The 23,586-nt window shown below is 41.3% G+C and carries 26 protein-coding genes; 18 read left to right on the top strand and 8 right to left on the bottom strand.

Going from position 1 to position 23,586, the window contains the following annotated elements:
• Positions 1-113 precede the first annotated feature (113 nt).
• Positions 114-1,388: an O-antigen ligase family protein gene (locus EWV68_RS00180; RefSeq protein ID WP_061430274.1), complete on the top strand. Its 1,275-nt coding sequence runs from the start codon at positions 114-116 to the stop codon at positions 1,386-1,388.
• 528 nt (positions 1,389-1,916) lie between these two features.
• Here the strand turns inward: EWV68_RS00180 and EWV68_RS00175 are convergent.
• The gene (locus EWV68_RS00175; protein WP_061430277.1) at positions 1,917-2,813 is read right to left on the bottom strand and encodes an AEC family transporter; all 897 of its coding nucleotides are present in this window, start codon (positions 2,811-2,813) and stop codon (positions 1,917-1,919) included.
• Between the two features lie 49 nt (positions 2,814-2,862).
• Entirely contained in the window at positions 2,863-3,438 is a 576-nt protein-coding gene (locus EWV68_RS00170) for a Uma2 family endonuclease (RefSeq protein WP_287168423.1), read from the bottom strand.
• Here EWV68_RS00170 and EWV68_RS00165 point away from each other — a divergent pair.
• Entirely contained in the window at positions 3,418-3,615 is a 198-nt protein-coding gene (locus EWV68_RS00165) for a hypothetical protein (RefSeq protein ID WP_192845951.1), read from the top strand. The genes EWV68_RS00170 and EWV68_RS00165 overlap by 21 nt on opposite strands.
• Here the strand turns inward: EWV68_RS00165 and EWV68_RS00160 are convergent.
• Positions 3,600-3,995, bottom strand: a complete 396-nt coding sequence (locus tag EWV68_RS00160) for a nucleotidyltransferase family protein (protein WP_061430279.1) — start codon at positions 3,993-3,995, stop codon at positions 3,600-3,602. The two genes, EWV68_RS00165 and EWV68_RS00160, sit on opposite strands and share 16 nt — an antisense overlap.
• The gene (locus tag EWV68_RS00155; protein ID WP_287168421.1) at positions 3,955-4,815 is read right to left on the bottom strand and encodes a formylglycine-generating enzyme family protein; all 861 of its coding nucleotides are present in this window, start codon (positions 4,813-4,815) and stop codon (positions 3,955-3,957) included. The genes EWV68_RS00160 and EWV68_RS00155 overlap by 41 nt, the downstream gene beginning before the upstream one ends.
• 271 nt (positions 4,816-5,086) lie before the next feature.
• On the opposite strand from EWV68_RS00155, the gene EWV68_RS00150 reads away from it, so the two are divergent.
• Positions 5,087-6,715 (top strand): DUF655 domain-containing protein, encoded by a 1,629-nt coding sequence (locus EWV68_RS00150; protein WP_287168419.1) that lies wholly within the window; start codon positions 5,087-5,089, stop codon positions 6,713-6,715.
• Between the two features lie 219 nt (positions 6,716-6,934).
• On the opposite strand, the gene EWV68_RS00145 is transcribed toward EWV68_RS00150, so the two are convergent.
• From EWV68_RS00145 to EWV68_RS00135, 3 genes are all read right to left on the bottom strand, one after another.
• The gene (locus EWV68_RS00145) at positions 6,935-7,246 is read right to left on the bottom strand and encodes an MgPME-cyclase complex family protein (protein WP_002797828.1); all 312 of its coding nucleotides are present in this window, start codon (positions 7,244-7,246) and stop codon (positions 6,935-6,937) included.
• A gap of 67 nt (positions 7,247-7,313) precedes the next feature.
• The gene (locus EWV68_RS00140; RefSeq protein ID WP_199328810.1) at positions 7,314-8,036 is read right to left on the bottom strand and encodes a pyridoxine 5'-phosphate synthase; all 723 of its coding nucleotides are present in this window, start codon (positions 8,034-8,036) and stop codon (positions 7,314-7,316) included.
• Between the two features lie 59 nt (positions 8,037-8,095).
• Positions 8,096-8,440 carry a YbaB/EbfC family nucleoid-associated protein gene (locus tag EWV68_RS00135; RefSeq protein ID WP_061430285.1) on the bottom strand — a complete coding sequence of 115 codons (345 nt, stop codon included), beginning with the start codon at positions 8,438-8,440 and terminating at the stop codon, positions 8,096-8,098.
• 264 nt (positions 8,441-8,704) lie between these two features.
• On the opposite strand from EWV68_RS00135, the gene EWV68_RS00130 reads away from it, so the two are divergent.
• Positions 8,705-9,901 (top strand): DUF4377 domain-containing protein, encoded by a 1,197-nt coding sequence (locus EWV68_RS00130; protein WP_287237777.1) that lies wholly within the window; start codon positions 8,705-8,707, stop codon positions 9,899-9,901.
• Between the two features lie 296 nt (positions 9,902-10,197).
• Here EWV68_RS00130 and EWV68_RS00125 read toward each other — a convergent pair whose 3' ends face one another.
• Positions 10,198-11,019 carry a slr1353 family protein gene (locus EWV68_RS00125; RefSeq protein WP_287168414.1) on the bottom strand — a complete coding sequence of 274 codons (822 nt, stop codon included), beginning with the start codon at positions 11,017-11,019 and terminating at the stop codon, positions 10,198-10,200.
• Positions 11,020-11,440: 421 nt separating this feature from the next.
• Between EWV68_RS00125 and EWV68_RS00120 the strand changes: the two genes are divergently transcribed.
• The 14 genes from EWV68_RS00120 to EWV68_RS00055 all read left to right on the top strand — a co-directional run bounded on the left by EWV68_RS00120 (position 11,441) and on the right by EWV68_RS00055 (position 23,473).
• Positions 11,441-13,693, top strand: coding sequence for a ribonuclease R family protein (locus EWV68_RS00120; protein ID WP_287168412.1), 2,253 nt, complete (start codon positions 11,441-11,443; stop codon positions 13,691-13,693).
• Positions 13,694-13,695: 2 nt separating this feature from the next.
• The gene (locus tag EWV68_RS00115; RefSeq protein ID WP_287168410.1) at positions 13,696-14,478 is read left to right on the top strand and encodes a DUF3153 domain-containing protein; all 783 of its coding nucleotides are present in this window, start codon (positions 13,696-13,698) and stop codon (positions 14,476-14,478) included.
• A gap of 308 nt (positions 14,479-14,786) precedes the next feature.
• On the top strand, positions 14,787-15,833 hold the full coding sequence (gene fbp / locus EWV68_RS00110; RefSeq protein WP_002796727.1) for a class 1 fructose-bisphosphatase: 1,047 nt from the start codon (positions 14,787-14,789) through the stop codon (positions 15,831-15,833).
• Between the two features lie 27 nt (positions 15,834-15,860).
• A complete protein-coding gene (locus tag EWV68_RS00105; protein WP_061430289.1) occupies positions 15,861-16,319 on the top strand; it encodes a hypothetical protein in 459 nt (152 codons plus the stop codon).
• A 51-nt stretch (positions 16,320-16,370) separates the two neighbouring features.
• Positions 16,371-16,604, top strand: a complete 234-nt coding sequence (locus EWV68_RS00100; RefSeq protein ID WP_046662755.1) for a hypothetical protein — start codon at positions 16,371-16,373, stop codon at positions 16,602-16,604.
• 360 nt (positions 16,605-16,964) lie between these two features.
• Positions 16,965-17,312, top strand: coding sequence for an NADH-quinone oxidoreductase subunit K (locus tag EWV68_RS00095; RefSeq protein WP_159249111.1), 348 nt, complete (start codon positions 16,965-16,967; stop codon positions 17,310-17,312).
• On the top strand, positions 17,309-18,745 hold the full coding sequence (locus tag EWV68_RS00090) for a cation:proton antiporter (RefSeq protein ID WP_287168408.1): 1,437 nt from the start codon (positions 17,309-17,311) through the stop codon (positions 18,743-18,745). The genes EWV68_RS00095 and EWV68_RS00090 overlap by 4 nt, the downstream gene beginning before the upstream one ends.
• The gene (locus EWV68_RS00085) at positions 18,742-19,125 is read left to right on the top strand and encodes a Na+/H+ antiporter subunit E (RefSeq protein ID WP_287168406.1); all 384 of its coding nucleotides are present in this window, start codon (positions 18,742-18,744) and stop codon (positions 19,123-19,125) included. Before EWV68_RS00090 ends, EWV68_RS00085 begins: the two co-directional genes overlap by 4 nt.
• Complete coding sequence (locus tag EWV68_RS00080) at positions 19,122-19,373, top strand: hypothetical protein (protein ID WP_287168403.1); 252 nt, start codon at positions 19,122-19,124, stop codon at positions 19,371-19,373. The genes EWV68_RS00085 and EWV68_RS00080 overlap by 4 nt, the downstream gene beginning before the upstream one ends.
• Positions 19,370-19,639 (top strand): monovalent cation/H(+) antiporter subunit G, encoded by a 270-nt coding sequence (locus EWV68_RS00075; RefSeq protein ID WP_061430294.1) that lies wholly within the window; start codon positions 19,370-19,372, stop codon positions 19,637-19,639. Before EWV68_RS00080 ends, EWV68_RS00075 begins: the two co-directional genes overlap by 4 nt.
• Positions 19,640-19,647: 8 nt before the next feature.
• Positions 19,648-20,190 (top strand): DUF4040 domain-containing protein, encoded by a 543-nt coding sequence (locus tag EWV68_RS00070; protein WP_287168401.1) that lies wholly within the window; start codon positions 19,648-19,650, stop codon positions 20,188-20,190.
• Positions 20,190-20,852 (top strand): Na(+)/H(+) antiporter subunit B, encoded by a 663-nt coding sequence (locus tag EWV68_RS00065; protein WP_061430296.1) that lies wholly within the window; start codon positions 20,190-20,192, stop codon positions 20,850-20,852. The genes EWV68_RS00070 and EWV68_RS00065 overlap by 1 nt, the downstream gene beginning before the upstream one ends.
• Before the next feature lie 163 nt (positions 20,853-21,015).
• The gene (locus EWV68_RS00060) at positions 21,016-23,118 is read left to right on the top strand and encodes a DEAD/DEAH box helicase (RefSeq protein WP_287168399.1); all 2,103 of its coding nucleotides are present in this window, start codon (positions 21,016-21,018) and stop codon (positions 23,116-23,118) included.
• Positions 23,119-23,125: 7 nt separating this feature from the next.
• The gene (locus EWV68_RS00055; protein WP_287168397.1) at positions 23,126-23,473 is read left to right on the top strand and encodes a DUF2290 domain-containing protein; all 348 of its coding nucleotides are present in this window, start codon (positions 23,126-23,128) and stop codon (positions 23,471-23,473) included.
• Positions 23,474-23,586 lie beyond the last annotated feature (113 nt).

Genomic DNA, 23,586 nt, shown 5'->3' with positions numbered 1-23,586 from the left:
CGAAACGAATAGGCTTTTTCCATACCTCACATTTTAGCATATATTTCGTAAATGTGCTAATATTTAACAGTAAAGCCGTCGTAGAACGACGGGGTTTCAGACCCAAATTTTCGATGAAAAAGATTTTTTGTCAAGGGTGGGAGTGGAATTTAATACTTTTTTCAGTTTTTATTGCCATGATGCTGCCGGAGTTAGCGGGTATCGGCATTATTATCGTCTTAATTAGGGTTTTTACCGGCAATTTTCGGGCAATTATCCGGTCACGTCTTAATCAAGGTCTCGGTATCGTCACTCTTTGGTTGATGATTAGTGCCAGTCTTTCCCCAACTCCGGGGGATGCTTGGATTGGTTTAGGAAATTTCCTGCCTTTTTTCTTCTTTTTTAGCAATATTCGGCAATTAATTAAAAAACCCTCTCAATTGCGTCAACTAGCTTGGGCGATGGTTATTCCGTCGGTTTGGGTAGTGGTGATGGGATGGGGACAAATTTTTCTCGGTTGGCAAAAACCGGAAGCATTAAAAGGGATTTTTACCTGGCCCTACGGGGCGGGGGGTGAACCTTTGGGGCGAATGTCTTCGGTTTTTATGTATGCTAATCTTTTGGGAGCTTATTTATTAATAACTCTGATTTTAGCCCTCGGTTTATTAATTCTAACTTGGCGGCAGTGGCACCGACAAAGAAATACCCTTTTAAATCTCAAAGTCGGGTTTTTAACTTTAACCATATTTATCGATAGTGTAGGGCTATTTTTAAGCAATTCTCGCAATGCTTGGGCCTTAGCCTTTTTAGGGGGCCTAATTTTCGCCCTTTATCTGGGTTGGAATGCCTTAGTCGCCGGTTTTATCCTCTTGGGGGGGGTGATTTCCCTCGCTTCTTGGGGACCAAATCCTTTCAGGGATATTGTGCGTTTTTTGGTTCCTAGGGCGATTTGGGCGCGATTATCCGATGAAATGTTCCCTGATCGCCCTCTAGCGACTCTCAGATCAACTCAATGGCGTTTTACTCTAGAAATGACCCAAGAAAGACCCCTATTCGGTTGGGGATTACGCAGTTTTACACCTCTCTACGAAAAAAGTCAGGGATTATGGCTAGGTCATCCCCATAATTTATATTTGATGTTAATGGCAGAAACGGGAATTATCGGCTTAATTTTATTGTCTGTTTGGGTGGGTTGGATTTATGCCCAAGGGTTGCGTTTATTTATCTTTCTACGGCAACAAAAAGCCGGGGGTGAGTTAATTATCTTTACCTATCTGGTAGCCTTTGGTGCTTGTGTTTTATTTAATCTCGTCGATGTCACCCTCTCCGATGTCAAGATTAATACTATTGTTTGGTTTCTCTTGGCTGCCATTGCTGGTGTCAGTCAAAGGTTAAATTATGAATTATGAATTGGGAAGTGGGAAGTGGGAAGTGGGGAGATAGGGAGATGGGGGAATGGGGAAGTGGGGAAGTGGGGTGTGGGGTGTGGGGTGTGGGGTGTGGGGTGTGGGAATTGGGGAAGTGGGGAAGTAGGGTGTGGGGTGTGGGGTGTGGGGTGTGGGGAGAATAAATAAAATAATCTCCTGAATAAGGGTGCATCCCACACTTGCAGAAATACCAACAATCAGCAATTATCAGTGACTCTTAAATTAGTACAAAAATATGAACAATCGCGTGTAAGCATCTCACAGTTAACCTAATGCGCGGGGGGTTTGGGGGCGGCGCCACGCCCCCAACGGGGGGTTTGGGGGGTAGAACCCCCCAAAAGCTTGGATTGAGTGATAAAACCGAAAGTAATGCCCAATTTTAGGAGAAAGTTTCCCCTTAAAAATCCCAAATTAGTAGATTTACCAAAATGAGATGCACCCCCTGAATACTGATAACTGAATACTGGCTCCCCAAAACGAAAACTTCGCACCTCACCCTTAAGATAACTGCTATAAATAGACTTTTAATAACCAAAGAAAGAAAGGAATAGTCAGAAAACTAGCAAGGGTAGTGACCACAACTGTGCGGGCCATTAAAGCTGCTGAACCACCGAATTCTGTGACTAAAATGACAGTATTAACGGCGGTGGGCATGGCACTTTGTAGGATGAGAATTTTTAGATCCATACCAGTTAATCCTAAACTATTGCCGATAGCAAATGCCAAAAGAGGAGCGACTAAAAGACGCAAACAGACCCCTAATAATTCTAATTTACCGATCGCTAATTTTTGCTGAGATAATTGGATACCTAGGATAATTAAAGCCAAAGGAATTGCCGCTTCTCCTAGATAGCTAACACTTTTATCTAATTGCAGGGGAAGATGAAAAGAGAAAGTTTGAAAGCTAATGCCGATAAAAATTGACCAGATTAAGGGCAAGCGAAAAACTAAGCGAAATCCTGAGAGAAAGCTTTTTCCTCGCAAATAAGCGGGACTAATACCAAATAAAAGAATACTAGAGCCAATCATATAGATTATCGCTCTTTCCAGTCCGGCCGCACCCAGGGCAAAACTAGCCACCGGTAAACCCATATTACCGTTATTGGGCATCACGGCGGCAGCCATGAGGCTTTTGCGGGTATCGCCATCGAGACTGAGACAATAGGCGATAATTTCGACGACAATCACCATTACCAGTGAGATAAGAGCAAAGCCTAGGAGAATTAAACCGATATTGCTGCCGGATAAAGTGGTGTGATAGAGTCCATCAATCACCAAAGCGGGGGCAAGAATATATACCGTGATTTGGGAAAGGGAATGCACTTCCACAGTGAGAATTTTTCCTGCTATCACACCGATGAGGATGATAAAACCCACTGGAACAATAGCGGAGAGAATAGCAAGCATTAATCAAGTAAAAAGTAAATAGTAAACAGAAAAAAACTGATCTGATTTTTTAACAGATTTCTGTTATATCTTCATATAAAGATTTGATCGCACAGTGAAAATCGATACTAGCTAGATAAATATCTGCTCCTTTGCTGTAGGGATAAAGAACCCAGAATCCTTCATCATTGCGACGAAAACAATCTACACTGATGCGTTCTTGACTGATAAGAACGTATTCTTCTAAAGTTTCGATCGAACGATAGTCGGCAAATTTATCGCCCCGGTCAAAGGCAGCCGTAGTGGGGGATAATACTTCTACAATCAAGCGCGGATAACGGATAAAATCTTCCGAGAAAGACTGATTATCTCGCGAGTCGCAAGTGACCACAAGATCGGGATAAAAATAACTATTAGCTATTTCTAGACGAACTTTCATATCTGTGGCATAGACAAGACAACCACTACCCCGCAGCCGGTTTTTTAAAAGTGTGGCTAAGTTGATAATAATCATACCGTGGGCTTTACTTGCACCAGCCATGGCGTAGGTTTGACCGCGAATATATTCGTGTTTATCCTTGGCTATTCTCTCCGTTGCTAAATAATCTTCCGGGGAAAGATAGTTATGGTCAAAGTTAGCAATCATTTGGTTAAATCACCTTTATTGTCTCTAAAATCAATTCTAACTCTCGATCGAGGAGCGGTACATTTTAAAAATTTTTCTGACAAACACCTGCAAATTTTGCCAGTTGCTCGGCAAATTGTTGAGCTAATTGACCTGCTCGGACAATATCTAGTAAAAAAGCGTTATCCCGCCACATAAATCACTTGCGCTGTCCCTAAAATCTCTCGTTGACGAATCCAATTATGACTCTGCTCGATCGATTTTTTCGTTAGCAAATCAACTTTCCGTCCCAATAAATTCTCTAATTCCCGTTTCATCCTCGAAAACTCCAGAAGTCCCCAAGAAACACTATCTTGAAAACTGACCAGTATATCAATATCGCTATCTGGACGAAAATCTTCCCGCAAAACCGATCCGAATAAACACATTTCAGATATCTGCCATTTCTGACAAAATTCGCTGATTATTTGCTGGGGTAGTTCTATTTTCAATTTTTTCACCTCCCTGTCACCGGTAATCAGTGATCGGTTTTCAGATTCAAGGAGAATTATCGCTAACGACACGAAAACCGATATCATAGAGTCCAGCAGTAGCCAGAAATTTGACCCGGTAGGCCGAGCGACACTTGTTGGGGCTGTCATTCCAGGAACCCCCGCGTAAAACTCGTCTGTCCCTATCTTCTATTGTGGCTGCTTCGTAGTTATCGCGCCAGTAATCTGCACACCATTCCCTGACATTTCCGTGCAGATCGTAGAGTCCGAAAGGGTTAGCGACGGCAAACATTCCCACCGGTGTGGTTTCTCTGCGATCGCATCCTAGGGAACCTTCCCCATAACGACCAGAACTGCACACTTTTCCGCCATAATCCCAGTCCACTCCGGAATAGTTGGCTAAATCAGTGGAAATTGTCGGGCCGAAGTGAAAAGGGGTTGATGTTCCTCCCCGACAAGCGTATTCCCATTCTTTTTCTGCGGGTAAACGATAATTGAGTCCCGTGAGACGGGATAGGCGATCGCAAAATTCCACCGCTTCCCACCAGTTAATTTGTTCTACGGGGCGATCGTAACCTTCAAAATGGGCCGGATAGGGATTAAGTTCAATATTTACCGGTTCTAATTTTGCCACCTCGCGCCATTGTCGTTGGGTGATTGGGTAGCGACTTAGACAAAAAGCCTGAACATTAACCGGAGATTGGGGACTTTGACTCGATTTCCAGCCTAACTCGCTTTTGGACGCACCGATGAGGTATTGACCGCTAGGGATAGAAATCATTTCTAAAAAGGTTTTTTTGCTTAAAAAATATTTATAACCTCGATTAGTGACTTTTTCCCGTTTAATTTCCTCACCTTTGCCATTAACAGTGACCACTTCATCGGTAAAATCTAACCATTCTCCCATTCTGCACCCCTCTATCGGTTATCGGTTGATCGGGTTAAGCTGCGGGCCTAGAAAAATCCCAAAACCTACCAGTTTAAGAATAACAAGACTTCGATCGCTTATCCCCCGATCAGTTTTAATTTTAATTAATTTTTTGCTTTGACACCAAATCCGTTTTTAATAGATGGATTGTTTCCCCCCACTTTCCACCTTCCCACTCCCCCATACCTTTTAAACAGGATTTAGTATCAGACCCCCAATAAGGTATTCTATCAAGGTAGATGAGATAGTAATGCAATTAAGACTTGAATTGGTTAAAAAAATTTGGACTATGGGACAGTTAGTATTTTTGTTAGGAACAGTTTTTCTTTTGGGTGGCTGTCATTCTCTGAATGTTATCCAAAATCGTCCCCAACCCTTGCCCCAAGATCAATATATTCAAGTCTATTTTAATTATAATCAAGCCCAGGGGTCAAATTATACCGATCCCTATCGCCAAATTAATCGCCCGGGGGATAATTTAGAACAGGTTATTATTGATAATATCAACTCGGCAAAAAGTTCGATCGATCTAGCTGTGCAAGAGTTACGTTTACCCGCCATCGCTCAAGCTTTAGTGGAGCGTCAGCAACAGGGAATTAAAGTTAGGGTTATTCTCGAAAACATTTACAATAAACCTATTAATAGTTTAGCCAAAAACCAAGAACAATCAAGCGATCGAGAACAGGAACGTTATCAAAATCTTTTTGATTTAGTTGACATAAATCGCGATGGTAAATTAACTCCAGAGGAAATCGCCCAAAGAGATGCAATTACTATCCTCAAAAAAGCTGGTATTCCCCTAATTGATGATAGGGCAGATCGCTCAAAAGGTAGTGGTTTAATGCACCATAAATTCATTGTTATTGATAATTACACTACTTTAATCAGTTCAGCTAACTATACCTTAAGTGATATTCATGGAGACTTTTCTAATCCCAAAACTGTCGGTAATGCCAATCACTTATTAGTCATTACTAATCCCCCACTAGCTAGAGTTTTTCAAAAAGAATTTAATCTGATGTGGGGAAGGGAAGATCGTCCTAGATTTGGGTTAGATAAACCCCAAAGAAAACCGCAAAAAATTCCTATCGGTAATAGTAGTCTGACGGTCAAATTTTCCCCCGATTCTACCGCTTATCCCTGGGCAATTACTAGCAATGGTCTCATTGGTGAAACTTTAAATAAAGCTGAAAAATCCGTGAATTTAGCCCTGTTTGTCCTGACGGAACAGCCTTTAGCTAATATTCTCGCTCAACGACATCAAAAAGGGATAGAAATTAAAGCTTTAATTGATCCTAGTTTTGCCTTCCGATACTATAGCGAAGGATTAGATTTATTAGGAGTTGCTCTCAGTAATAAATGTCGTTATGAACCAGATAATCAGCCTTGGCAAAACCCAATTAATACCCTAGGAGTTCCCCATCTAGCCCGGGGAGATAAATTACACCATAAATTCGGTTTAATCGATGATAAAATTGTGATTACTGGTTCTCATAATTGGTCAAGAGCCGCTAACCATCAAAACGATGAAGCTTTAGTTATTATCGATAATCCCACCGTTGCCGCTCATTTCGATCGAGAATTTCAATATCTTTACCGTACCGCTAAATTAGGACTGCCGGAAACTATTAAAAATCGGATCGAACAAGATAGAAAAAACTGCCCCCAATCTGTAACAATTAAAAGCGATCGCTTAATTAATTTAAACACCGCCACCAAAGAAGAATTAGATAGTTTACCCGGTATCAGTGGCAAATTAGCCGAAAAAATTATCGCTGCCAGGCAACAAAAACCCTTTACTTCCCTAGAAGATTTGGATCGAGTATCGGGAATCGGTCAGGGAAAAATTAGCAAGCTCCAAGGCAAAGTCAGCTGGTAATGATTGCCTCGTCTGTATTTTTTGCCATAGACAAAAACTAGCAATTTTCCCTTGTTACGGCAAGCTAAGTAGGTAGGTGTTAAAATCGTCAGCCCCCCTTATTAAGGGGGATCCCCCCGCCTATCGGCACCCCCCTTATCAAGGGGGGCAGGGGGGATCGAACCCAAAATCTATCTTCTATTTAATTATAACCACTTATTTACCACAGACAAAAAAGGGTTATTTTAACGGTTCGGGAATACTATCGGAAGGAGCCTCAAACTGTCCGGTAATAACGTATTCTAGACGCAATTTCAGCCAAGTAATAAACTGTTGATTGAGAGAAACAATCGCCGCTGCTGGTTGGGGAGTTTTCTTTTTGATATCGGCAAAAGCGGGAGTATCTAAAAAAGCTGGGTTGGCAATTAACCAAAAATCAATTTCTTGACCTTTTTCTTGATAATTCCTGATTCTTTCCTTCAAAACTTCCTTTTCGATCGCTTCTTCTTCTAAAAACTTTTGACTGGCTACCAAATAATAATAAGTTGTCATCATCTTTCCTTTAATTTTTCAGTGTAATTGTTCGTTAGTCGGGAGATTAGCTGATAGCTGATGGCTTTTACAATTGTCCACGCATAGCCAATTTCATTTCCCTAACAGCCCGTTCCAACCCGACCAAAACCGCACGACTGATAATTGTGTGACCAATGTTCAATTCTTCCATATTAGGCAAACAGGCGACGGCATAAACATTCCAATAGGTCAAACCGTGGCCGGCATTCACCCGCAAACCCAGAGAGGAAGCGTATTCACAACCTTCTTTAAGAATTGTTAACGATGCTTGACGATCGCTCTCCTGTTGTGCTTCGGCGTATTGACCGGTATGGAGTTCAATAAATTTCGCTCCCGTATTAGCGGCCGCTTGAATTTGGGCAAAATCGGCATCAATAAACCAACTAACGGGGATATTAGCCGCTTGCAGGCGCTCTACAACCCGACAAAAACGGTCAAAATTGCCCAGCATATCGATCCCCCCTTCCGTGGTCACTTCCTGGCGCTTTTCGGGGACAAGGGTGACATAATCGGGTTTAATATCGAGAGCAATGGCGATCATTTCCTCCGTCGGGGCCATTTCCAGATTCAGATGAGTCCGCACCGTTTGCCGGAGAATCCGCACATCGCGATCTTGGATATGACGACGATCCTCGCGCAAGTGAACGGTAATGCCATCAGCACCACCGATTTCGGCCAAAACTGCCGCCGCCACGGGATCCGGTTCCACGGTGCGGCGCGCTTGGCGAATTGTGGCCACATGGTCGATATTGACACCCAAAGTCAGCAAAGTTGAACCTCCTTGTTTGTTAGTCCAACTTTCCATCTTACCATTGCGGTCAAAAGCGATTACATACTGGAGATATTTAAACCCATGGTCAGTTCTTCCATTTTGCCGCGCATGGTTTCCGTGGAGGCATCATAGGCGGCTTTCATGGCTTCTAGAATAGACCCAGCCACAATCTCCAGATCTTGGGAGAGGAGAGAAGGGTCGATTTCAATACCCCGGGGTTCTTGGTTGCCACTGAGATAGACTGTCACCAAGCCATTTTCACTCTGGCCAGGAATTTCCATAGTTTCCAGTTCTTCTTGCAGAACTTTGGCCCCTTGTTGCACCTGTTGCGCTTTTTGGAAAGCGTCTTGTAATTCTTTAATCTTACCGAGACCGAATCCGAATCCTTGTCCTTGTGCCATGATGTTTTTTTTTGTTTAAGGGGTCACTCAAGGTTTTTATTGTACTGCTTAAGGTGAACTGGGGTCAACTTGTGGCCCTGTGAGGGCAAAAAGTGATTAATGACAACGATGACTTTCTGACTGGGTTAAGGTTTGAGGGAACTTGTTCTCTCTTCATCCGTCACGGGATGGTCAGAAAGAGAAATCCGAAAAATTATCCTAACCACTCAGTCGATTACCCCACGCCATAATACAATTGTTGCTTTGACGAGGAGAATAGCAATTTTGAACGCCAAAAAAACGGGAATTTTCTTGACAATTGCCCTAAGTTGTGCTTTAGCGGGGAAAGCGGCGATCGCTAATACTTCCCCTTTGGAGGGGACTCGATGGAAACTAAGGGGGTGGACAGCCGGAAGTTTGGTGAAAGAAACGGAAATTACTGCCGCTTTCCAGAAAAATATCCTCAGTGGTTCGGCCGGATGCAACCAGTATAATACCGGCTATCAAGTCAATGATGGCACGCTCCAGATCAACCAAGCGATCGCTACTACCAAAAAAGCTTGTCCGGAACCGCAGATGAAACAAGAAAATCAATATCTGGCCGCCTTGCAAGGAGTGGAACAATTCCAAGTGACAGCTAAAGGCGATTTACAATTATTTTATCGTACTCCCGAAGGTTTAGGAATACTCACTTTTACCCCCGCACCGACCACCACGCGCACGGAAAGGACAATTTATATCAATTCTAGGAAACAACCCTGTAGCCAAGGCCCAACCAAAGACTGTTTACAGATGCGAGAAAAACCAGAGGAAAACTGGAGATTGTTCGCCAATAGTATCGAGGGATTTGATTATAAACCAGGATTTTTCTATCAAATTAAAGTTAGCATTGAAACCGTCTCCAATCCAGCTAATAATCAAAATTCGGAAACATGGAAGCTATTAGAAGTTATTAGCCAAACCCCAGAAAAAGATACTCCGCGAGCTTGGTTTGATCGACCGTTAACTAATTGGAATAAAGCCAAGGCACCTATCCCCAAATCTCCCGTTAAAACCGTGATTGATAACCAGTGTCGTGAACAGGTTCGTCCGGCAATTACTGCCAATGATCAAGCGCTTAATAAAGCAGGATGGTTACTGTACGGGGCCGTGCAAACCTATGGGAAAACTAGCGTTATTTCGGCCATGAGTGGAGTGGATGGAATGTGCCGACCGATGGGTTATCAAGACTTTGTTTTTGTCGATGGTAAATTCGCTGGCACTCTTTCCCCGCGACCGATGGATTCCCGCACTGATGGAGCATCTCAGAGAATTGTTTTACAAAATAGCGATCGAATTATTGTGGTTTTTAATCGCTATAAAGACACGGATCCTCTCTGTTGTCCTTCCCAATTAAGTCGCGTTATTTATCAAATCGAAACAGTCAGCGGAGTGCCAGTTGTTGTTCCCAAAGAAGCGGAAACGGAAGCGGTGAGAAACTAATTCAGTTATCAGTTATCAGTTATCAGTTATCAGTTATCAGTTATCAGTTATCAGTGAGATAGGGAGAAAAAGACTGGCAGCTAATAGCTTACTTTTTTATTATATCTCCCGCAAAATTGAGTTTTTAATCGCAGATGCTATTAAAGTCCTTAATTTAAGGATTTTTACAGAAAAAGATCGCTTTTCTACTGCCAGGAAATACTCTATTTCTTTCTGCTTCTCCTGACTCGGAGAATACTGGCTCGGAGACTCCTCACTTAACGGAAAATTTTTGATTTATGCAGCAGGTTTAGTGATTAGGCACTGATACTAGATAAGTAGTTATAGAATTCTAATAACTCCTCATTAGTTAGCAGTAAACGGGACTTTTTGCCATAGGTAGAAATCAGGTATTCCCGACCTTTTTCTGTGGTCCAAGCTAATCGTTTCATCTCCACATCAATTTTAGTTTTAAGAACTGAATAATCGATTTCTTCAGGAATAACAACAACTGGTTCCGGTTCTGGGGGTTCTTCTTCGGTTAAACTCGCTTCTTCTGGCAATTCTGATAATAAGGAGTAATTATCGGTTTCCGTTTCTAATAATAAAGGCTCTGGTTCCGGTAAAGGAATATCCTTAACTTGGGGTAATTCTGGTTCAATTTTAGCTGGGGGAATATCCTTAACTTGGGGTAATTCTGGTTCAATTTTAGCTGGGGGAATATCCTTAACTTGGGGTAATTCCGGTTCAATTTTAGCTGGGGGAATATCCTTAACTTGGGGTAATTCCGGTTCAATTTTAGCTTCAGGACGAGGTATTTCAGTGACTTTAGGCGTTTTGGTCGATTTTTTGGCACTAGCGACGGGTTTAGGTAAATCGGACGGTAGAGAAATATTATTGGGGCTGACTTTTTCCACAAGCTGGAGATCGGGGGTGTTTTCAGCATCTAAAAGCAGTAAAGCTCGTTCTCTGGCTCTATCTTCCGCTATTTCCACCGTATCTGCCGCCGCTAAACCTGTAACGACCGTTTTTCCTTCAATTTCGACGATCGCTTTCACAATATACTTGCCGTGATCGATTTGAACTAACTCGCTAATCAGGGCAACTTGGGGGTAACGTTGGCGTAACTTTTGCAACATGGTGACTTTTTCGAGTTCTTTTGTACTTATATTAGAATACTCTATCGCAATTCTGGAAAAATGTAGCAAGTTCTTGCTAAGATTAAAGGTTAGATAAAATTTTCAGTCCTAGGATTAGCCTTGCCCACAGTAACAAGATTCTACTAGGCTGAAGCTTCTGCCAGAAAGACTAGCGATCGCCGAAAAGTTTGCCGGTGTTCGCTATTGGCTTATACTAACGAAGGCTTCGATAATTCTCAGGGTAGGTTCGGGTGTTCGATGCTTGGTCAGTTTACCTTCACTGTCACCACCAGCGATCGCAATTACCCCGACAGAGATAATCTCTCGAGTCAATGGTTTAAATCAATCTTCTCATTATTAAGTATTTAAACTTAATTATTCACGATTCCGTCAGTGTCTTGTAAGTAAGGATTATTGTTAGATGGACTTCTCGATCGCCACACTCCTCTCTCATCTTAGTGATGATAAATTAGCTACGGGTAAACTTCTCGAAAAAAAACTGGGCTGCGAAGACGATCCCGAAAGCTGCGAAAAATTGCAAGTGATTCTCGATGCTTTGGAACGTCTGGGAATGGTTGTCAAAGAACGCGGGCGCTATCGTCGTGTGATCGAGGAAAATGTCGTAGAAGCAAAGCTGCGCTGTTCCAGTAAAGAATTTTGCTTTGCTATCCAAGATATCGAAGATGCTGATGACATCTACGTCTCGAAAAATCATTTAAGTAACGCTTGGAATGGCGATCGAGTTTTAGTCAAAATCATCCGCGAGGGGACCCGTCGTCGTTCCCCGGAGGGAGAGGTGAGATTAATTCTCGAACGGGCTAATCCTTCGCTTCTAGCGCAAGTAAAACAGGAAAATGAGCGGTTTGTGGCGGTTCCCCTGGATGATCGCCTGAAATTTACCCTTAATCTCCTCGAAAACGGTCAAAATCTCCAAGAAAACATCGATCACCTCGTTCATGTTTCCGTCCTCCGTTATCCCCTAGGGGAAATGCCTCCCATCGGTAAAGTTACTCGTGTTCTCGGTTCCACGGCCGAGGCCGCTGCCGACACCGATATCGTCTCCTGTAAACACGATCTACCCCATAATTTTCCGCCGGAAGCCCTCGAAATTGCCGATAATTTAGCGGATTTCTTCGATAGTGGCGAAAAAGAACAACTGCGAGATTTAACCCAATTTTTCACTTTTACCATCGAAGATGACAACCCCCTGGATTATCCCCCGATCATTGAAAATGCCTTTTCTTTAGAGAAAATCAACCAAAATCGCTGGCGAGTCGCCATTCATATCAGCGATGTGGCCCGTTACATTGAACGGGGCGGATTATTGGATAAAGTTGCCAAAAAACGGGGAACAGCCGTCTATTTAGGCGAAAAAGTGCTGCCATTAGTCCCGGCTGCCGTTACCAGTCGTTGTTCCCTGTCACCGCAAGAACAGCGCCCCGCTATTTCTATCCTCGTCACCCTCGATGACAAGGGGGAGCTAGTGGAGTACGAAATCACCCGCAGCCTCATCCAAGTGGATCAACATTTTACCTATCAACAGGTGCGCGATCTGCTCAGTGAAGAAGATAGCGCAGCTGCCCCCACCGATACCGTTGAAACCCTGAAAGATTTATTTTTTAGCGTTTGCCCCACCCTAAAATCCCAACGTCTGCAGCGGGGTAGTTTTGATATTCAATTAGACAAAATCTCTCCCTACAAAGACGAAGGACGGGGGGGGACTGTTCTCGCTTCTAATAATTTACCGGCCCGCTCTTTACTGACAGAAGTGGCAATTTTAGCCGGCAAAGTCGTCGCTGAACATTTGCAAGCTTTACACTTACCCTGTATCTACTGTGGACAATCGGAACCGGATTGGGATGAATTGGAGGATTTACTCAAATTAGCCAATAATTTAGGGGCAGAATTAAATTTAACTGCCGAGGAGGAGATTAAACCCAATGACTATCAAAATCTCACCCGCATTTTTTCCGCTTCCACATCGGTGAAAGTCCTCAATTATCTCCTGCAAGAAACTCTCAAATTAGTTAGATATAGCAGTCATCCTTTACACCATTTTGGTTTGGCCTATCCTGGCAATTATACCCACTGTCTCTCACCCCTGCAAAGATATGCCGATCTTTGGGTACAACGGGTGTTAAAAATCTTATTAACAGAGGGGAAAGATCGCCGCAGCAAAATCGTCAAAGTCGGGGTTAATTTGGGCAGTAATAGCTGTCATGGACAGATTAATTGGAATATTCTACCAAGTCAAATTCAGGAGGAGTTAGAAGAAGAAAGCCACCTCATTGTTTCCCATCTCAATGATCGCTCAAAAATTGCTGAAGATGCGGAAAAAGACCTAGAAGGATTGAAAAAAGCCGAGAAAATGAAAGAAAGAATGGGTCAAGTTTTTCGCGGCTTAATTACCGGTGTACAATCCTATGGTTTCTTCGTGGAAATTTCCGATTTATTAGTGGAAGGGTTGGTCCATGTTTCTTCTCTCAAGGATGATTGGTACGAATATCGCGCCCGTCATAGCTGTTTGGTAGGACGGAAAAATCGCGTTGCCTATCGTCTCGGTGATGAGGTAGAAGTGGAGATAAAAGATGTAGACTATTATCGTCAGCAAATCGATCTAGTTACGGTTAGCGGTGGCAGTTCAGCAAGTTATGACGACTTAGAAGAAGATTAATTATGAATCAACCAACCACCGAAAAAATCGGAAAAACCCGCTTTATTCTGCCCTTTTTATGCGGTATTTTTCTCTTTTTAACTGGCTGTGTCCGTTACGATGTGGGCATTAATTTTCCCCACCAACACCACGGGGAAATTATTCAACATATCACCCTCGGACAACGCTTAACCAGTCTCAGTCAAACCGAAGCCACTAAATGGTTAAATAGTATCGAACAGAGGGCAAAATTACTTAAGGGGAAAACCGCTCCTATTTCCGAACGAGAAATAATTGTGACTATTCCCTTTAGTAATAGTCAGGAATTAGAGGAAAAATTTAATCAATTTTTTGATCCTAGTTCTTCCTTTAAAATCAAAAACTCTGCTAATACCGATGATATAAAGTTACTGCAACTAGACTCAAAACTGGCAGTTACAGAACGAGATTGGTTCTTTTTGACTCAGAAAAACTTAAAATTAACCGTTGATTTGCGGGCTTTAGGTGTACTTTCTGAACAGGGAAATATTATCGTTAGCCCCGGTTCTTTAGTCGATATCGACTTCGCTTTAAAGACTCCCTTAGCTGGTCAAAATATTGAAGATGACTCAGGATTAAATCCCCCAGTAGAACAAGTTGATAATCAGTTAATTTGGCATTTAAAACCGGGAGAAATTAACACCATTGCGGCGGCTTTTTGGGTTCCTAACTATTTAGGTATCGGCACAATAATTATTGTTTTAATAACAGTTTTTGCCTATTACTTGAAATATAAACGCTTGCCCGGTGTATCCCCATCGACTTAAATTGAGATGGCAAGTAAGTAGTTAGGTGTTAAAAACTGTCAGACACCCCCCTTATCAAGGGGGGATTAAGGGGGGATCAACACCCCCCTTATCAAGGGGGGATTAAGGGGGGATCCATCTTCAATTTAATTATAACCAGCTACTTATTGACCAAAATTTAATGATCAATAAGAGAAAAATTAGCCAACTTATGAAACTGATCTAAAAATTGGCCAACAATAGGGAAAATCTTGGCTAGGATCAAATCATAGTCACAATTGAGACTAGACGGGTTTCCCTTTTTTAATTTATTACTGGCAATTACAGTTATGGTTAGCAATATTCCCTTTTCTATCCCCGAACATAGCCTCGATCGAGATTGTACCACCCTCTCCCGTCACGTCCTACAACAACTACAAAGTTTTTCCCCCGACGCGCAGGATTTAAGCGCAATTATGAGTCGGATTGCCCTAGCGGGGAAATTAATTGCCCGTCGTCTCAGTAAAGCGGGATTAATGGCGGATGTGCTAGGTTTTACCGGAGAAACCAACGTACAAGGGGAATCAGTCAAGAAAATGGACGTTTTTGCCAATGAGGTATTTATCTCGGTTTTTAAGCAAAGTGGCTTAGTTTGCCGTCTTGCTTCCGAGGAAATGGATAAACCCTATTATATCCCAGAAAACTGTCCCATCGGTCGCTATACCCTACTCTACGACCCGATCGATGGTTCTTCCAATGTGGATATTAACCTAAATGTGGGTTCGATTTTTGCCATCCGTCAACAGGAAGACAATGATTTAGACGGAGAGGCGCGGGATTTACTGCAAAATGGTCGTAAACAAATCGCCGCCGGTTATATTCTCTACGGACCCTCGACTATTTTAGTTTACTCGATCGGTCGCGGTGTTCATGCCTTTGTCCTTGACCCCAGTTTAGGGGAATTTATCCTCGCCCAAGAGAATATTATTATCCCCGATCATGGTCCAATTTATAGTACCAATGAGGGCAATTTTTGGCAGTGGGATGAGGCAATTCGCGACTATACCCGTTATGTCCACCGTCATGATGGTTACACAGCCCGTTACAGTGGGGCATTAGTGGGAGATATCCATCGAATTTTAATGCAGGGAGGCGTTTTTCTCTATCCGGGTACTGTTAAAAATCCCCAGGGAAAATTGCGCTTAATTTATGAAACTGCTCCCCTTGCTTTTTTAATTGAACAGGCAGGAGGTAAAGCTAGTGATGGGGTGACAAATCTTTTAGATATCGTTCCCGATAAATTACACACCCGCACACCTTTAGTGATCGGTAGTGTCGAAGATGTTAAATTGGTGGAGTCTTTTATCGCTGATCGCCGTCATCGCGATCGAGTTTAACTTATAGTTTTATTTCGAGATATTGACATGGATTTACAAGCTCTGAAGTGGACTAAAAATGTAAAGCGAAACGATGGTACATGGGCATATCGGGAATATAAGGTTTCTAATTCCTTCAAACTGGCATGGAAAGACGATGAAGTCAATGCCAATAAACCCGAAAAAGATAGTTTGATACTACTCAGACAGCGAGGGTATGTTACCCATTTAGTAAAAGTTCTCGACTGCAAAGCCGAACGTGAAATTGGCAAAGATGATTATGACATCTATCGAATTGTTAAGGTGCTTTGGGCTATTGATTTTGATAATCCACCTGTATCAGCAAAAGCAGATAAGATGTTTGATTATCGAGTCAGGTATCAGGGTGGGAATGTGATGGAATTGGAGAAGTTACCAACTTTCAGACAGCGTTGGGATGACGATGGCGGTTTGGGGGGATTCCAAACTTACATTCGGAATTTATTGGGGCTGTCAAGCAATAACTAAGAGCCTTGTTAAGCTTGTGTTATAGTATTGAGCAGATATAGGGCAACCGCTATGACTGCTATAGTCCAGGAACTTTTAGATACCTTTGACCGCTTGACAGACTCAGAGCGCTCAGATTTGCTATTAGAGATTCTGAAGCGGACAATTCACCTGGATTTTCCGCCCTTATCTGATGAAGATCTAGTCCTCAATGCCGAGGGAATTTTTCTAGAATTAGACGATAGTTATAGAAAAAATCAGAGCAGCTCAAACTCCACCTCAAGCGGAGAATATTTATTCTCTTGAATATCAACCAATAACAAGAGAATTTCAAGCTAAGTATGGTAAATTTTTGTCTGCTGATAGCTTAAAAAATGGCATATTATGATAATTATTTACAGGGTTTTATCGAGTTAATTCGAGTGAAGAAAATAATGTTAGATGCTTCGTTAACATTACTGATTGCGCTCTCTGGCAAGATATACATTATTAAAGCGAAACCGCTTGTTTTTATTTTTTTCAATAATAATTATAGATCCAAAACAATCTATTTGCCGCCCGAAAATTCCCCCCATAATCTTGAGAATTTTTTGATCAATTGGGACTCGATCGAGGATAATTAGAAAAAGTATTTTGACTCATAACCAAATCTAATCAAGAAGCCCAGTGACGATCCCCCCGCTAGAGTTGTTTGTATTCGCCACCGTTTTGTGCGGATTTTTAGGAACATTCCTGAAAAAAAACTTAATCATGAAGATTATCGCCATGGATGTCATGAGTACCGGCGTTATCGCCTACTATGTGGTGATTTCTTCCCGTGACGGTTTATTTACTCCCATCCTCAGTACAGTTAAACAGCAAGATTACGCCGATCCTGTACCCCAAGCAGTGATTTTAACAGCGATCGTCATCGGTTTTTCCATTCAGGCGTTAATGCTGGTGGGAGTAATGAAATTAGCCAAAGATAACCCCACCCTCGACAGCAGCGAGATAGAAAAAAATAACACACCATGAATACTTTAACGATCGCCTGGATAAGTTTACCCTTTTTGATCGGCTTTATCATTTATTTATTGCCGCGATTAGACAAATATCTGGCTCTCGCCGCCACTATTATCTCTCTCGCCTATTCTCTCCTTCTATTTAGCCAATCCTCTCCCATAATCCTCAACCTACTGGATAATTATGGCGTGAGACTGGTAGCCGATCAGTTAAGTGCCTATTTTATCCTCACTAATGCCCTGGTGACGATGGCAGTTATTTTTTATAACTGGGAAAGTAGCAAAACCGCCTTTTTTTACGCTCAAGCTATCATTCTCCACGGGAGTATTAACTCTGTCTTCGTCTGTGAGGATTTTATTAGCGTTTACGTTGCCCTAGAGGTAATTAGTATTGCCGCTTTTCTGATGATTGCCTATCCTCGCAGCGATCGCTCTCTCTGGGTTGCCCTGCGTTATCTGTTTATCAGCAATGTGGCGATGTTATTTTACCTTATTGGCGCAGTTTTAGTCTATAAAGCCAATAATTCCTTTGCTTTTGCTGGTTTAAAGGACGCACCTCCCGAAGCCTTGGCTTTAATCTTCATGGGATTATTAGTCAAAGGGGGAATCTTTGTCTCGGGGTTATGGCTACCGATGACACACTCGGAATCGGAAACCTCCGTCTCGGCGCTGATGTCGGGGGTGGTGGTAAAAGCTGGCATTTTTCCCCTCCTGCGCTGTGCTTTAATCCTAGAGGATTTGGATGTCCTAATTCGGCTTTTCGGGGTGCTAACGGCGATTTTTGGCGTGTCATACGCAGTGTTTGAAAAGGATAGCAAGCGGATGTTAGCCTTCCATACTATTTCCCAGTTAGGTTTTATTTTAGCCGCCCCGGTAGTCAGTGGTTTTTATGCCCTTACCCACGGTTTAGTTAAATCTTCCCTATTTCTATTAGCGGGAGTTTTACCCAGTCGCAATTTTAAAGAATTACAGCAACAATCGCTCCCTAATTCTCTCTGGATTGCCCTAGTGGTTGCTAGTTTTTCTATCTCTGGATTCCCCTTATTATCCGGTTTTGGGGCGAAAGCGTTAACGATGAAAAATTTAGTCCCCTGGCAAGAGATTATGATCAATCTTGTGGCGGTGGGGACGGCGATTTCCTTTGCTAAATTTATCTTTTTACCCCACGCAGGTGGCGAAAGTAAACAGAAGCTAACTATCGGTTTCTGGACAGCAATAATTCTGCTCCTTGCCGCCCTATTTTTAGCCAATGCCGTCTATGTTGAAGCTTATAATCTCCCCAATATTATCAAAGCTTTAGCTGTCATTGGTGCCGGGTGGTGGTTATATCTGGGAGTTTTCAAAAAGTTATCCCTAAAATTATCGCGAGCCTGGGAACAATTTGATAATCTCATCGGTATGATGAGTATAATGTTAGTTCTATTATTTTGGATGGTCTTAGCATGATCGGACATATAATTCTGCGTTTAACTATGTGGTTTTTACTCACCGCTAATTTCACCCCTGCTAATATTATGATCGGGGTGGCTATTGCTTTTCTTTTGCCCCGTAATTTCGCCTCTAGCGAAACTTTAGGCGATTGGTTAAAGGTAATAATTAAAGTTTTGCTGGCTATTCCCCAAGCTTATAAAGAAGCGTTTGAAATTATCTTTCGTCCCCACAAGGAAGAAGAAATTATTTTAGAGAGAATTGCGGGTAAACGTTCACCCAGATTGGCTTTTTGGGATATATTTCTCATTACCTTTACACCGAAAACTATCGTCACCGAATACAAGGAAAATGAGGGTTATGAAGTTCATGTAATTAAACGGAGTACCCAGGGATGAATATTGTTCTCATTGCCATGATTGTCGGCCTATTAATTCCCCTTTATGAAGTGGCAAAAAATGATGACATCTGGCAAAAAATGGCCGCCTTTGCCAGTGCTTCCAGTAAATCATCAATTATTATTCTAGTGGTGTCGGTTCTGCGGGATGATTGGATGATTGGAGTGGTAGCAGTGATTATTCTCAGTGTCGGTAATGCCGGCTTTATGTTATTAGCACAAATTCTTAAACGACTGAACGAATCATGATTAACATTTTCAGTTATATCTGCATCACTATCGGAGTTTTTTTCTGGTTTTGGGGAACGGCGCATCTTTTAGACAAGCGCTCGGTATTATATAAATTACACGGTCTATCTGTCGCTGATACTTTGGGTTCCATGGCGATTATTTTCGGGCTACTTTTGAAAGTTCCCCAAAATTGGCCTTTATTGTTATTGGCAATAATTTCCCTGGCAATTTGGAACACCATGTTAGGCTACGTTTTAGCTTATACTTCTAGCGATCGAGAGTAAAATTAAAGATGAATGAAAGTTATCTCTATGTTATTGTTGCCCTCTTGCCTTTAACTGCGGCGATGGTGATATTACAATCCAATCCCTACCAAGCTCTAGTAATTCGCGGGGTTTTAGGGGCAATAGCCGCTTTAGTTTATGCTTTATTAGGAGCAGCAGATGTATCTTTAACCGAAGCTTTGATGGGGACCATGTTAGCCGTAACTCTCTACGCGGTGGCGATTCGTTCCTCTTTAGTGATGCGTTTAGGAGTAATTGCCGAGGAAACCGATACGGTTTTAGAACAGTTAAAAACTCAACTACAAACGGTTTTAAGTAAGCGTTTTATGCGTTTAGAATTAGTTGCCTACAGTGATAAACAAGCTTTGCAACAGGCACTTAGGGATAAAGATGTTCATGCCGTCTGTATCCGTCAAGACAATCCAGAAACCATCCCCTACGAAACCACAATTAGATTACCCTATCTCTACGATATTTTTAAAAATGAATTAACGGCAGCCAACACGATTTTAACCTGTATTGAAACCCCCAAATTAGAGGAGAAACACTAATGAAATGGATTTATACTCTAGCCGCCATTGCCTTCGCTATCAAAATGGTAATTATTCCCAATACTGCTTCCTCTGTATCATCCTTAGAAATTGTTGAATCCCTGGTGCGCGACGGCGGTGTTCCTAATGCGGTTTCGGTGGTTATTTTTCGTAATCGTCTCTACGATACTATCTATGAAGTGGTTGTTTTTACCATTGCCATTATGGGGGCGAATTTTCTTTTAGCCACCGAAAAACCCGCCAGCAAAATTCATCAATTTACCGACCAACCTTCAATTATTTTAGCCCGTTTAGGGTCAACAATTGCCGCTTTAGTGGGCATTGAATTAGCTATCCGCGGACATTTAAGTCCGGGGGGAGGTTTTGCCGCCGGAGTCGCCGGAGGTACGGCAATTGGTTTAATAGCCATTACCTCGTCTCCCGAATGGATGCAAGCAATTTATCGCCGTTGGCAAGCGGCAACATGGGAGAAAATTTCCGTCTTAGTTTTTATTGTTTTAGCCGCCATTACTCTCTCAGGATTTGAGTTACCCCACGGGGAATTAGGAGCGCTATTTAGTGGCGGTATTTTACCGATACTAAATATTTTAGTCGCCGTTAAAGTAGCTTTAGGTTCCTGGGCAGTAATCCTCGTTTTTATCCGCTATCGCGGTTTATTGTGAGAGGTTAATATCTATATTTATAGCTTTAGGTCAAAACTGGGGATTAACCGATGAGCATAACATGACTTGATGGTTGAAAAAATGCTATAGTAATTTTGTTGCCCTCCTCAAGAATCAATAGGCATCTAATGATTCTGCTAAAAGAACTCCCGAGGTAAAAATTATGGTTAACGTTATTCGCGGTTCTTCAGCTAAACCTGTATCTTCTCAAAGATTAGCTAAATATTTTGAGGAAAGAACAGATATAGAGGGAACATTGTATATCGGCTATCCTATTATTGGAACTCCCCAAGGAGGATATCAAATTGATGCTCTATTAGTCTCTCGTCAGCAAGGGGTTATTATTTTTAATATTGATGAGGGAAAAAATTATGATTTGGATATTGAAGGCACTCAAGACGAGAGCATAACCAAGTTAGAAGCAAAACTGCTGTCTTATAAAGAGCTTGTTCAAAAAAGAAAGCTAATAGTTAACATTTCTGTAGCCACCTATGCACCGATTTGGAATAATTATCCAGAAGCAATTAACCCAGAGGAATATCCTGTTCTTATTAAAGATAAAGATATTGATGATTTTATCAAGAAATGTCAAGGCAATGATTCTGAATATTTCGAGAAAGTCAACTCAGTTATACAAGCTGTTACAACCATTAGAAAAAAAGACGCTCGCAGTTATGTTGTTAAACCAGATTCTAGGGGAGCAAAGTTAAAAAAATTAGAAGATTCTATCGCTAATCTTGATGAAACTCAAAATAAGGCTGTTTTAGAAACCACTAAAGGTGTACAAAGAATCAGAGGTTTAGCAGGTTCGGGAAAAACAATTGTCTTAGCGCTGAAAGTAGCTTATCTTCATGCAACTCATCCCGATTGGAATATTGCTGTTACCTTCTATACACGATCGTTAAAGGATCAATACAAAGATTTAATTACTCGGTTTAGTTATGAGCATAAAAATTCCGAACCAGACTGGGAAAAAGTAAAAATTATTCATGCGTGGGGAAGTCCTAAGATAGAAGGAATTTATTATGAGCTATGTAAACGACATAATATTGAATATTTAGATTTTAGTCAAGCAGGCAACCTAACATATTCGCATGAAGAACCTTTTGACTTTGCCTGTCAAAAAGCCTTGCGAGAGATTAAAAATTTTCATCAATATTATGATGTTATTTTAATTGATGAAGCTCAAGATTTTCCTCAAGACTTCTTAAGACTCTGCTATGAAATCTTGAAAGATGATAAACGTTTAGTTTATGCCTATGATGAGTTGCAAAGCTTAAATAGTAAAGTCATGGATTCTCCCGAAGTTATTTTTGGAAATGATAACCATGGTAATCCTAGAGTTAAATTGGAGAATTTACCCAGCGAACCCCAACAAGATGTAGTTTTAAATACTTGTTACAGAAATTCTCGTCCTATTCTTTCCTCTGCTCATGCTCTAGGTTTTGGAGTTTATTATCCACAGGGACTAATTCAAATGTTTGATAATCGTCAATTATGGCAAGATATTGGTTATGAGGTTGAAGAAGGAGAATTAAAATCAGGAGAATTTGTTAAACTGATTAGAACCCCCAAAACCAGTCCTAAATTCCTTGAAGAACATTCTTCTATCGATGATATTATCAACTTTAAATCTTTCGATAACAACCAGGAGCAATTTGAATGGCTAGTGGAACAAATTGCAAAGAATCTCAACGAAGATGAATTAAGATGCCAAGATATTATGGTTATCCATCCAATACCTAAAAATGCTCGCAACGTTTTTGGAAAAGCTAGAGAAATGTTATTTACAAAAAATATTAATTCTCATTTAGCAGGCAGCACATCTTCTCCCGATGAGTTTTTTCAAGAAAACTCGATTGCTTTTACACAGATTTATCGTGCAAAAGGCAATGAAGCGGCAATGGTTTATTTCATTAACGCTCAAGAAGGTTTCTCTGGTTCACCATCAGAAATTGCTAGTAAACGCAATATTTTATTTACAGCGATGACTAGAAGTAAAGCTTGGTTAAGAGTTATTGGTTATGGAGCAAATATGCAAGCTTTAGAGACGGAATTTCAGGAAATTAAATCGAGAAATTTTGCTCTTGAGTTTACCTATCCAACCCCAGAAGAACTTCAACAAATGAAGAAGGTTTATCGAGATACTCTTAATACCAAGAGATATAAAAATGACAGGGAAAAGCAAGAATTAATTGCCAAGTTAAAAAGTATAGAATTTTCATCAGATGAAAAAAACGAAATTATCAAAATATTCCAAGAATAGTTAAGAAATGCTTAATGTTCAGAATATCTTTAAAGATGTTAAAAATTTAACGGCTAAATTGATAGAAGTAGGATTATCAAGTCAGCAGAACTTTCCGACTTTGAATAAATTGAGTCAAAATATTTCTGAGATTAGCTATGCCAATAGTTCCGACTTATCCATTGCCCTAAAAAATGTTGCCTATCAAGATATTTATGATGAGCTTGATCGCGGGAAGAATTATAATATTAAAATGATTGATGGAGCCTTGATTCAATTACTTTATCGCTTCCAAGGATCGCAGTTATTATCCCATAGACTAGCTTTCTTCTCATCCCCTTATTTAGAATCTTTTCAAAATGAGCCAGAACTATAGCAATTCTTGGAGCTATGAAGTACAATGGAAAGCAAATAGACAAATAATAGAACTTACCAGCTTCCTATGAGACCCTATTCCGTAGATTTTCGCCAAAAAATTATCGATGTCTG

This window comes from Microcystis sp. M_QC_C_20170808_M9Col (genome assembly GCF_007095495.1).
Taxonomy (GTDB): Bacteria; Cyanobacteriota; Cyanobacteriia; order Cyanobacteriales; family Microcystaceae; genus Microcystis; species Microcystis aeruginosa.
The sequence above is the reverse complement of the archived record's forward strand: the minus strand, read 5'-3'. Positions and strand labels throughout refer to the sequence as shown.